10 protein-coding genes are annotated in these 11,540 nt (G+C 43.3%); all 10 read right to left on the bottom strand.

Translation table 11 applies throughout. The features are described 5' to 3' along the window. Positions 1 to 9 precede the first annotated feature (9 nt). Positions 10 to 1,083 (bottom strand): Gfo/Idh/MocA family protein, encoded by a 1,074-nt coding sequence (locus G475_RS0116920; protein WP_026702284.1) that lies wholly within the window; start codon positions 1,081 to 1,083, stop codon positions 10 to 12. A gap of 112 nt (positions 1,084 to 1,195) precedes the next feature. Continuing rightward, the gene (locus G475_RS0116915) at positions 1,196 to 2,749 is read right to left on the bottom strand and encodes a response regulator (protein ID WP_026702283.1); all 1,554 of its coding nucleotides are present in this window, start codon (positions 2,747 to 2,749) and stop codon (positions 1,196 to 1,198) included. Between the two features lie 5 nt (positions 2,750 to 2,754). Beyond that, complete coding sequence (locus tag G475_RS0116910; RefSeq protein ID WP_026702282.1) at positions 2,755 to 4,542, bottom strand: sensor histidine kinase; 1,788 nt, start codon at positions 4,540 to 4,542, stop codon at positions 2,755 to 2,757. A gap of 15 nt (positions 4,543 to 4,557) precedes the next feature. Next, positions 4,558 to 5,877, bottom strand: coding sequence for a hypothetical protein (locus tag G475_RS25475; RefSeq protein ID WP_035711630.1), 1,320 nt, complete (start codon positions 5,875 to 5,877; stop codon positions 4,558 to 4,560). A gap of 31 nt (positions 5,878 to 5,908) precedes the next feature. Continuing rightward, a complete protein-coding gene (locus G475_RS25470) occupies positions 5,909 to 6,880 on the bottom strand; it encodes a bile acid:sodium symporter family protein (protein WP_035711626.1) in 972 nt (323 codons plus the stop codon). A 16-nt stretch (positions 6,881 to 6,896) separates the two neighbouring features. Further along, positions 6,897 to 7,697: a sugar phosphate isomerase/epimerase family protein gene (locus G475_RS25465; protein ID WP_051302642.1), complete on the bottom strand. Its 801-nt coding sequence runs from the start codon at positions 7,695 to 7,697 to the stop codon at positions 6,897 to 6,899. Positions 7,698 to 7,735: 38 nt separating this feature from the next. After that, on the bottom strand, positions 7,736 to 8,389 hold the full coding sequence (locus G475_RS25460) for a YesL family protein (RefSeq protein ID WP_051302638.1): 654 nt from the start codon (positions 8,387 to 8,389) through the stop codon (positions 7,736 to 7,738). Positions 8,390 to 8,402: 13 nt separating this feature from the next. Then, positions 8,403 to 9,695 (bottom strand): Gfo/Idh/MocA family protein, encoded by a 1,293-nt coding sequence (locus G475_RS0116885; protein WP_026702281.1) that lies wholly within the window; start codon positions 9,693 to 9,695, stop codon positions 8,403 to 8,405. A gap of 42 nt (positions 9,696 to 9,737) precedes the next feature. Then, the gene (locus G475_RS0116880; RefSeq protein WP_026702280.1) at positions 9,738 to 10,586 is read right to left on the bottom strand and encodes a carbohydrate ABC transporter permease; all 849 of its coding nucleotides are present in this window, start codon (positions 10,584 to 10,586) and stop codon (positions 9,738 to 9,740) included. An 18-nt stretch (positions 10,587 to 10,604) separates the two neighbouring features. Continuing rightward, positions 10,605 to 11,498, bottom strand: a complete 894-nt coding sequence (locus G475_RS0116875) for a carbohydrate ABC transporter permease (RefSeq protein WP_026702279.1) — start codon at positions 11,496 to 11,498, stop codon at positions 10,605 to 10,607. Positions 11,499 to 11,540: the final 42 nt, after the last annotated feature.

The following is an 11,540-nucleotide window of genomic DNA, read 5'->3' as shown; positions in this document are numbered from 1 at the left end:
CTCTATTCCCTATTCCACACGGACCGCCCTCTGTTGAGCGGTAAGACATAATTCCGCTGCCTTAAAGGCGTGATCCTGGGTCATTGCATTTTCCGTATGATGTAAACAATCAAGAATGAGATTCCGGTAAAAAGGGAACCCAACCCTGCCCCGCAGCGAGTAGTGTCTTTCCCCCTGCTGGTTTACCAAAAATAAATGATCTCCTTCTTCTTCTTTTGCCACATTTAAATTTTTGCGCAGTTCAATATAACCTTCTGTCCCAAGAATAATGGTCCGCCCGTCTCCCCAGGATCGCAGACCGTCCGGGGTCAGCCAATCCACACGAAAATAGTTGACTGCTCCGTTATCCGCAACCAGGGAAGCATCTCCGAAGTCTTCCAATTCGGGATACTTTTTGTTGGCATAGTTGGCCACTTTACTGGCTTCCACCCGTGCATCAGAAGCCCCGCTAAACGTAAGAAATTGTTCAATTTGATGACTGCCAATATCGCATAAAATGCCGCCATACTTTTCTTTCTCAAAAAACCATGGCGGACGGGCCGGGGCGTTTAATCGGTGCGGCCCTGTGCCTATCACCTGAACGACCCGGCCGATGGCGCCTTTTTCAATGAGCTGGCCGGCAAAAACGGCACTTTCCACTGCAACTCTTTCACTGTAATTCACTGCCCATTTTAACCCGGTTTCTTTTGTTTTTGCTTTTGCTTTTTTCAATTGGTCCAGGGTGGTAAAAGGGGCCTTTGCTGTAAAAAAGTGCTTCCCGGCTTCCTGAACTTCCAAACCGAGATCACCACGGGCGGAGGTTACGGGGGCGGCAGCGACGAGCTGCACCTCGTCATCTTCAAGAATATCGCTTTTTGCAGCTGCTGCCTCAGCCTGTGGAAATTTTTCCTGAAACGTTCTTACTTTTTCCGGATCAGAATCATACACCCATTTCACTTTTGCCCCGGCTTCTGTTAATTTCTCACACATCCCATTAATATGTCCGTGATCGAGTCCGACGGCCGCAATCAAAAACTCGCCGGGATTCACAGCACGGCCCGGTTTCGGTTCAGGTTCGTAATCTAGTTTAGTTGCTGGTGTCATCCGCAAGCTCTCCTTCCATTTACTGCGAAGGTAATGTTATAAAAATTATAAGGAATGGCTGCACTTCTGTCTTATTAATGAGGAGAACAATTCTCATTTTCGGAACTCATTTTCACGAATTCTTTTTATATTCTGTAGGAGTGTAGCCGGTATGCTTTTTAAACACCTGGCTGAAATAACGGGGATTATTTCCGAACCCAACTTTTTCTGCTACTTCAAACATCTTCACTTCGTCCGACTTATCAATAAAATGAACCGCCTGCTCCATCCGTTCTCTCATTAAATAGGTGGAAAATTTCTCTCCTGTCTCTTTTTTAAATAACTTTCCCAGGTAATCGGAGTTCATATAAAATACATCAGAAGCAATGCTGGAAAGGGACAGGGACTCATCATCCAGATGCTGTTTCGCATAGTCCATCACTTGGTTTACAAGCTGGTTTTGGGTATTTCTTTTAGTGGTATAATTAGTCTCCGCAATCTCCAGAGCAATTTTTTCCATAAATGTTTCAATTTCCGGGAGGGAAGAAAACGTATGAAAGCGGGGGACATAGTCAAATAATTGTTCCATCGTTTCTTTATCTGTCTGACGCATTAATGACATAAATAATTCCAGACAGTGGGAACGCACGACCTGTACATCAAATTTCGCTTTCTGTAAAGTATTAAAAAAATATTGAAGATATTCAGCGGTTTCTTCTTTATTCCCGCTGCGTATGGCGAGCAGGAGAGATTCATGATCGATAGACAGACCTTTTACTCCCTGTTCTCCCTCTTTAATATCCTCAGAAGTAACAATACCTCCCCGCCCCAGATAAAAACGGTGCGAAAGGCCTTCCAATACTTCCTGATACAGCAGATGCAGCTGAGTGATATTGCCCGTTCCGCTTATAGCTGTCGTAAAACTTCCATGGTCCAGGGACTTCCATTCGTTTTTCACGGCTTTAATGTGATCAATTAACGTTTTCGTTTCACTTCCTTCCACCAGCAGTACTACCCGCTCGGATATAATAGTGGAAAGCAAAATCTCCTGACATTCTGCAATCTGGTTATTCAGTATTTCCTTTAAGGTGAATAAATGCTCATACTCAAACGCTTCATCAATGACACAGCCAACCAGGCGGAACGTCTCCCATCGGGTATCCAGTCCGAACAATTCCTGATAATAAGTCCATTCCTTAATATCGTATTTTTTATTGATGATAAACTCTCTTAAAAACTGTTCTTTTGCTTTAGGAATGACCTTATGCAGATTCGTTCGAATATTTTCAATAAACTCTTCTTTCTCCTTTGATTTTTCCAGATCCTGAACGACTTCTCTGATCGCCTCTTCAATTTTTGTCTCATTGCTTGGTTTCAAAAGATAGTGTTTGACTCCACATTTCATGGCTGTTTTTGCAAATTCAAATTCATCATAGCCCGAAAGAACAATAAAACGTGTGGAAGGAAATTGTTCATGGACTTTTTCGATCAATTCAATACCATTTAAACCAGGCATTTTAATATCCGTCAGTACAATATCCGGAGGGTTCTTCTGGATCATCTCATAGGCCATCCGGCCATTGTAAGCCTTGCTGGAAAGACGTGTCCCGCAGCTTTCCCAGTCAACCATCGTAACAATACCCTCCAGGATGTTCACCTCGTCATCCACAACCATTATTTCATACATCCAACTCATCCCTTCATATATGGCAGTGTAATCGTGACCACCGTTCCTCCTTCCTTGCCGCTTTTGATGCTTACCCCGCCATCTTCTCCAAACATCAGATGAATCCTTTCATTAATGTTATACAATCCAATGCCTGACCCTTTTGGCTTCACGTTGCCTTCATGAATCTGGTGAATCGTTTCTTCATCAATCCCAGGTCCGTTATCACGGATAACGATCTCAACTTTTTCTTCCTGAGCAGCGATGTGGACGGTAATCGTACAGGGATCCATCATTTCTTCCAGACCATGCTGAATCGCATTTTCCACAATCGGCTGGATTGTAAGTTTAGGAATACTTAGTTCTTCCACACCCGTCTCCCGCTGCAATTCAAACGTTAGTCTTTCGCCGTACCGGAACTTTTGAATGGTTATATAGTTTTCTACTATTTCCAGCTCTTCTGCAATTTTTATTAATGGTTTTTTCTTGCTTATGATATTTCTCATCATGCTTCCAAGAGCTTCAGCCATCGTTGAGATTTTTTCCTGCTGGTTCATTTTGGCCATCCAGTGGATGGAATCTAACGTATTATATAAAAAATGGGGATTAATCTGGGATTGCAGTGCCTTGTATTCCGTTTCTTTAATGACAAGCTGTTTTGTATAATTTTCTTTAATCAGTTCATTAATCTTATCCAGCATAATATGAAAGTTCCGCTGCAGATCGCCAATTTCATCTTTTAAATAAGCAGTTTTTTTGTATTCCACCTGGTCGAAATTTCCCTGCTGCACTTTCTTCATACGCTGCGTCAACGCCTCAATCGGTCTGGAAATGGCTTTGGCCGACTGACGGCTTATAAAAATTGTTATGACAATAACAAGCAGTAAATAACCTGTCATCAACTGATAAATCAGGCTTTTTTGACTGTCGACATCTTCAAAGGGAAGAGTGTTGTAATACGTGAGATTGTAATAACGAGAAGGCTGATGGGTCACAAAAAATTCTTCATGATCAACTTCTGTGATGGTGTACTCATTATCCTGCGGGATATCTAAAAATGTGTTAATTGTGTTGGACTCAAACGTATCAGAATATATAACCTCGCCTTCTTTGGTCAGGACAAAATTTTTATCGGTTGTAATATTCAAAGTCCGGTTTATCATATCTTCCAGGTCAATCATGACTACAAAGTAACCCAGATGATCCAGAGCCAGGTTCTCCTGTTTTCGAATCTCTCTCGCCGCAATAAGAACTTCTTCCTCCGGATATCCTTTCCAAATATTCCCTCCCCCAACCTCTTCAATTCTGCTTATTAATTGATCCATATTTATTTCTATATCGGGCGAGAAGCCTGCGTTTATGAAATTTCCCTGCCCATCTACTACCAGCATGGAAGAAATATAGGATTCCTGATTCAAGTATAAGTTCAATCTGTTCACCAGATTCATGCGTGCCCGGTAGGACGTATAGCTGTTCTCCACATTGGTGAGCTGCTCCACATATACCTGGATACTCGGATCTGTAATGATTTGAAAAGAATAATCCTCCATATTCTTTAATTCGTTATCAAGTACGTTGGATGCTAGATGAAGGTTGCTGGCTGCTTCATCATAGATTTTCTCTTCATAGATCTCAGACAACAAATAAAAAATAAGAAGCCCCATGACCCCGAACATGGCCATCAGCAAAAATGTTAAGGAGAACAGCTTATTGCGGATTTTGGTAAACCGGTTAAAAATATTGGTTGGATGAAGCATCTTCATATAGGACATAAATCGGTTTAGGATACTCTTTTTTTCCCTTCTTTCTGTCAACAGGCACTCCTCCTGTCACTGCATCTCCTGGCTTCTTTTTTTAGAAAATCTGAGTTTATTTTTCCCCCGGTATACTAATAAAATAACAGTTACTAGTCCTGCCGTTTCCCCTATGGATGCCGCAATCGCACCGCTTGCTCCATTCCACCCTGGGAAAGCGTTTACAAGTAAAGCCAATACCAGAGTGACAACGACCAGGTTTACCGTCTGACTGACCATCATCCTGGGTGTCCTGCGTTCCAGCATAATAAATCCATTAAAAAAATCAACCCAGGGGAAGACCAGAACTTTAAGAATAAAAAACTGCAGCACCACCAGTGTTGGTTCCGCCAGGCCCGGTTCCGCTCCCATAATAACCTTCATAAACCATAATCCTGCAGGAGTAAAGGATATGAAAAGAAGCAGCAGGGTCGGAGCCATGCTTAAAAACATAGTAAATTTCCATACTTTTGAACGATCCCTTTGATGAAATTGTAGCACAATTTGATGCGTATACATAAAAAAACTTAACATTAATTGCGAGATAGTAAAGGCAAGCGCAAAGGAAGCTATACTAATTTCCATATCTCTGCTTTGCGAAAGAAAAATATAAATTAAAGGCTGAAGCATGGTTTGAAATAAAAAATATACGACCAGGGGTATGTAAAAAGGCATAATATCTTTTTTATATAATACTTCAGACGAGTCTTCGGTGTTTTTTAGAATCGCATGACCTTTCCAAACACTGATGACACATTCTATAAACATCCCCGTTAAAAAAATGGCCGCACCAGCCATACTGGTTATATGGTCGGTGGCAATAAACCAGTACGAAACCAGGAACATGCCGGCCACCCGGACAATAACACCAATGGTAAGCCATTTTGTCTGCAGGTGCTGAATAATAATTCCCTGATAAATCCCGCGGATGCCTGAAAAAATAATCACAAAGGTGATTACAAAAAATGTCAAAGAAATGGTACGCACCATGTTTTCATCTGCATTGAATAAGTGAACAAACATCCATCGTCCCGCCGGGGTAAAACTGATCACCATGCTTACCGACATCATGATAATGGTGACATATACAAATACAAGAAACAGCGGTTTAAATGTACTTCTCCCACGTACGAGAGCAGAACTCGTCTGTCTGAACACAATCATCGGTTTTTCCACGATCCCAAACATAGAAAAGGCCACCGCATAGCAGGCCACAATAAAGGCAGCATTATCCCCCCGGCTTAACGTTCCGTTAATGATAATGTGAGTGATCGAGGTCAGACTGGAGGAAATGCCTAAAGGAATAAAAAACGCCGCAAGCGTTTTATACGTAATGCCAGAAGACTTTTGATTCACTATCCTTCCCTTCTTCCCCGGAAAATGTCCATTACTTCACTTGTCTTAGTGGAGCTCCTTCCTTTTTTTCCTGTTTTTTAGCATACATTTGAACCAGCCGCCCGGCAAACGAGGCAAGAAATTGTTGAAAAACAATTGCCAATACGACAGGAAGGGCAGCTGCAGGGGGGAAATAGGTAACCGCAATCGTGGCACCGACCCCTGTGTTACGCATACCGGCAGTATACATTAAGCTGACCGCCGTCGCATCTTCCCATTTGAACACTTTGGCTGCTGTAAAACCTAATATATATGCAGCACAGGCAATTCCAAACACCAGAAAAAACAAAAAAATCAAACGCATCGATATCGTTTGAAAGTACGGAGCCACGACAGCACTATTAATTAGGATGACAATCAGAACCCCTATTTTTGAAAACGGTGCAAGGAAACTCCCTGTTCTTTGGGCCTTTGTTTCGCTGATCCGGTTAAATAGGACAGCAGCCAGTGACGGCAGCACCACCATCCAAAAAAGCCCGAGCATAATACCGGGAACATCCATGGAGACCTGCGTGCCGACAAGAATATTCAGGGTCACCGGCACAAGCAACGGAGATACCATCGTATTAAGGATGACGATGGTCACGGTCAGGCCCGTATTGGCTTTGTTAATATCACTCCACATAATCGTGATCACACCGGTCGGAATAGTAAATGCAAGAACAAGACCGGCAATGAGCAAGATATCATCAGTAAAAAAGATTAATCCACTCGTGTAAGCAATCACCGGGACAATAACCTGCAGCAGGAGCATGCCGGTAATCACAGGGAATGGAAATAAAATCGCCTGTTTCACCTGCAGCAGGTTCAGACGAAGACAGCTGGAAAAACTGACAAAAGCAAATATCCATTTCACCCACCCTGCCAGCACCTGCGCCCCTGATAACACGGTGACGCCAAGCAGGACAATAAGAGGGATAAGGTAAGGCAACAACTTCTCCAAATACATATTAAACTGTTTCATACAGAAAACCCTCTTCCTAAAGGATGGAATAAAGATAGGAGCGGGCTTTCAACGCCGCTTCATCGGGACGTGGAAGTCCCGTACACTCCAATGCTATATCTCCTTGATAATCTATTACTTTTAACGTATCCAGAAATGTTTTAAAATCAAAAAAACCATTGCCCGGATACAGCCGGTTGTTATCCGCTGCATGCACGTGCCCAATGTAATCCCGGACCTCCAGCATCGATGCCGGGATGCTGTTTTCTTCCATATTCATATGGAAGGTATCGATATGAAGCTTTAAATAGTCGGTATCAAATTCACGAATAAACGCTGTTGTCTCCTGGAGCGTATTCAGGACATCACTTTCGTATCGATTTATGGCTTCAAGTACTATCAGGACCTGCCGGCTTTCCGCATAATCGACACACTCCTGCAGCGCTTCCATTACATTCTTCTCATACTCTTCCCTGCTGCCGCAGTCTTTGATCTGCCCTTTCATTAAACCAATAATAACCAGGCAGTTCCATTTAGAAGCGAGCGAAATATGACCTTTCAACCGTTCTACTGCCTGCCGCCTGACAGCTGGATTGGAATCACTAAGGGATAAACGGTCCATTCCATATCCCAGACCGGTTCCGATAGAAGACACCTCTACCTTATACGTGTCACACGCATGCCGAACAGCATCCGCGTCGATATTTTCCGGATGGCGGATATGCAGTTCCACGGCTTCATACCCAATCTCTGATGCTTTTTTTATATGAGTAATAATATCCCCCTTATAAACAAAGGGAGCCTGTTCCGGTGCTTCCTCCGATATACTGACACTCAACCTCACAGTTATCACCATTATTCTATTTTTTATAATACCTATGCGGGGACGTTTTCATAATCCTGGCGGCTGGGAGCTTCAATCTGCATTTTCTTCAAGGACTGATAAACAAGCCACATGTTAATCTGCGCAAGTAAGCTCACCCCGCAGATCGGGATAAATCCCGGAAAGGAAATAAAGAAATAGTAAGCCGCAAGCAGCGAAACAATCATCAAAATCACATTGGCAACATTAATAAAACTGAGTGCAATGGAATATTTAATATACTGCAGGAATTTCATTTGATAATGGACGTACGTTGGAAAAATATACAGCAGCATAAAAATAAACACAATGCCTATCACGGTCATTACTACATTAAGACCAGTAAAAACAGCTCCGTCAAAGGCACGAAAGAAGTTCAAATTAAAATACCAAAGCAGGCCGAACCCGATTAAGGAAAGGCCAAGAAGGTTTGCCTTAAAAAATTCTTTTCGAAAGACCTTCCAGAACGTACGAAAGACGGGTACCTCTTCTTCACCGAGACACGTTCGTCTGGCTACAGCAAACAATGCGACAGTACTGGGAGCGATACCAAACACAACACCTCCCAGTATAGTACAGGCTGCCCACATTACATTAAGATAGAAAAAATAACAGACCCATCTGCAAAAAGAGATAATAAACGTAAACAGCAGACCACCTTTTCCCATTCCAAGTCCTCCTTTACTTCAGTGTTTTCTTTGCTGCCAATAGTTCTTCGATCCGAACCGGCTCCTTCTGCTCCACCGACCTCCACACCGCTTCTCCCGCGGCTACTGCCAGAGCACCGTCTTTACTGCCTGAGAGAATCGTATATGCCCGCTTCGGGTCTTCCCCCAAAAAGATGTCCTCTTGCAGCACAGGATCTCCGCCGCCGTGGCCGCCTTCCCGTTCCACGACATGAATCGTTTCTTTCGAGCCAAACAAGGGAAAATAATCAATCGTCTGTTTCGGTGTCGGAAACGGCACACGGGACGGGGCATGATATTCCATCGTCTCGATTCTTCCTTCGGTCCCATTTACCGCAAGACGGTACCCTTCATAAGGAAGTGAAAAGTTTACAGAATAATTGAGAAGTGATCCACGATCATATTTCACTACAGCCGTATAGGTGTCTTCAATCGCGATATTAGAATCAAATACACATTTATCCGGCCGGTAATTGGTATATCCTTTCCGCCTTTTCATATCGGAATCAATGTGGTCGTCCTGGACAGAGGCTGAATTGCTTCTTGTATTCCAGCGCATATAGTAAGGACAGTCCAGCTGTACATCACAGGTAGAACAGTGTCTCCCATCTTCTTTTCTTGGATTATGAACACTTTCGCTACCGTAATAGTTCAAGGCTCCGTAAGCAAAAATTTCCTCAGGCTGCTGATCCAGCCACCAATTGACTAAATCAAAATGGTGGGAGCTTTTATGAATGGAAAGCCCCCCGGAATGCTCACGATAGCGGTTCCAGCGCTGAAAATACGTAGATCCGTGATAGGTGTCGATATACCAATTCAAATCCACCGAAGTGACCCGGCCGATTTTCCCGGAAGCGATCATTTCCTTTATTTTCATATGATACGGGTTATAACGATAATTGAAGGTGACATTTACATGACCGCTGCTTTCCTTCTCCGCAACCATAATCCGCCGGCAGTCCGAAGCTGTAGTTGCCATCGGCTTCTCCGTAATAACTTCCAGATCATGCTGCAGTCCCTGCACAATATACGTAACATGGGTATCATCCCGGCTCGTAACGATTACAGCATCCGGACGGGTTTCTTTCACCATGTTTTCGAACTCTCCCGGCCCAAATTCAGGAACCCCGTTTGTTTCCGGATACTGCTCCTTACAGATTTCAAACCTCCGTGCATCGACATCCAGCATCCCGACTAATTGACAGGAAGAGGAGAACGTTTCCAGCATAGGTTTGATAAACATTCCCAGTGCCCGTTTGCTCATCCCACAGACGACATATCTTTTCACACCGCACACCTCATTTTATATCTTTATATTAATCTCTCCATGTTATCCTTTCAGACCGCTTGTGCTGATCCCATCTACAATATACCGCTGAAAGATAAAGAAAATGATCATGATCGGCAGCAGACTTAAGGTAGTCATCGCAAACAATGCTCCCCAATTTGTCACAGCTTCCGGATCAGAGAAGAGCTTCAGAGCCAGCGACACCGGATACTTCTCCGGACTCTGCAGGTAAATCAAGGGGGCCATGAAGTCATCCCAGCGCCAGTAGAAAGAGAAAATCGTCGATGTCATCATCGCTGGCACAATTAATGGAACGATTATTCGAAAGAAAATGGAGATCGTATTACATCCGTCAATTCGCGCCGCCTGGTCCAATTCTTTCGGGATCGTCCGGATAAACTGAATCATCAGAAAGATAAAGAACGGATACCCGAAAAAGGTAGGCAGGATCAGCGGCAGATACGTATCTATCAACTCAAACCAGTTAAACATGATATACTGTGGAATCATTACCATTTCAAACGGCAGCATCATCGTCATAAGCATCAGGGCAAACCACATTTTCCGCCCTGTAAAATTAATTCTTGCAAATCCGTAGGCGGCCACTGCCGAAAATATAATACTGCCGATTGTAGTTATCCCCACTATGATAAAAGTGTTCTTGTAGAATGTGGTAAACGAAATCCCGGCAAAACCTTTCCATCCATCAACATAGTTCGAAAATTCCCAAGCTGATGGGATCAGGCTGTGTGCATCCACAAACACATTCGAACTTTCTTTTAGTGAACTGGCCAGCATCCATATTAGAGGATACAGCATAACGAGCGTGAACAGTCCAAGCAAGGTATGCTGCGTGATTTTTTTCAGCCGTTTCTTTGTTTTAAATGTCATGCTCCATACCCCCTTTTATTAATTATCATAATGCACCCAGTAATCGGAGCTTTTAAAAATAATCGCTGTAAAAATACCAATGATCAGAAGCATCACCCAGGCCAGCGCCGAGGCGTATCCCATATCGAAAAACTGGAAAGCCTGCCGGTACATATAAAGGACGTAAAGCAGGGTGCTGTTGATCGGACCGCCTTCGGTAACAATAAAGGCTGGTGTAAACGCCATAAACCCATGAATCACCTGCATAATGACATTAAATAAAATAACAGGTGTAAGCATTGGTATGGTTATTTTGAAAAACTTCTGCAGCGGTTTCGCTCCGTCTACTTCGGCGGCTTCATAATAAATACTGGGGATATTTCGAAGGCCGGCGAGAAAAATAATCATGGAAGATCCAAACTGCCAACCGTATAATATAACCAAAGTCCAGATCGCAGTATCAGGATCCCCAAGCCATGAGTGACCCTGCAAACCAATACTTTCTAAAAAGGAGTTAATTGCTCCGTCGTTACCAAACAATTGTCTCCACATGATCGATACACCGATACTTCCGCCCACAATCGAAGGAAGATAAAGAAGAGTCCGGTAAATTCCCACCATTTCGACCACTTTATTTAAGGCCAAAGCAATTAATAAGGCAAACACAAGCCGGACAGGAACAGCCGTACCTGCGTAAAAGAATGTGACACGTATGGCATCCCAGAATTGCGGATCATTTGTAAACATTTCCTTGTAGTTCGCCAATCCAGCCCACTGCGGCGTACCAACCAGGTTGTAATCCGTAAATGATAAATACAGAGAATACGCCATCGGGAACAACATAAACGCTATCGTCCCAAATATAAATGGGCTGAGAAACAAATACCCCATTTTGTTGTCTATATCTTTCACCGGCTTCTTTCTCTTTTTCATAGAAGATGGATCCGGTGGAGTGTTTAATTGTCTCTCTTCTGT

It is taken from the genome of Salibacterium aidingense DSM 18341 (genome assembly GCF_000429685.1).
GTDB lineage: Bacteria > Bacillota > Bacilli > Bacillales > Marinococcaceae > Salibacterium > Salibacterium aidingense.
The sequence above is the reverse complement of the archived record's forward strand: the minus strand, read 5'-3'. Positions and strand labels throughout refer to the sequence as shown.

Coding starts and splice junctions, on each gene's coding strand:
- G475_RS0116915 (WP_026702283.1), bottom strand. CDS start 2,749: ATGTATGAAATAATGGTTGTGGATGACGAGGTGAACATCCTGGAGGGT.
- G475_RS25460 (WP_051302638.1), bottom strand. CDS start 8,389: ATGGGAAAAGGTGGTCTGCTGTTTACGTTTATTATCTCTTTTTGCAGA.
- G475_RS25470 (WP_035711626.1), bottom strand. CDS start 6,880: ATGAAACAGTTTAATATGTATTTGGAGAAGTTGTTGCCTTACCTTATC.
- G475_RS0116875 (WP_026702279.1), bottom strand. CDS start 11,498: ATGAAAAAGAGAAAGAAGCCGGTGAAAGATATAGACAACAAAATGGGG.
- G475_RS0116880 (WP_026702280.1), bottom strand. CDS start 10,586: ATGACATTTAAAACAAAGAAACGGCTGAAAAAAATCACGCAGCATACC.
- G475_RS0116920 (WP_026702284.1), bottom strand. CDS start 1,083: ATGACACCAGCAACTAAACTAGATTACGAACCTGAACCGAAACCGGGC.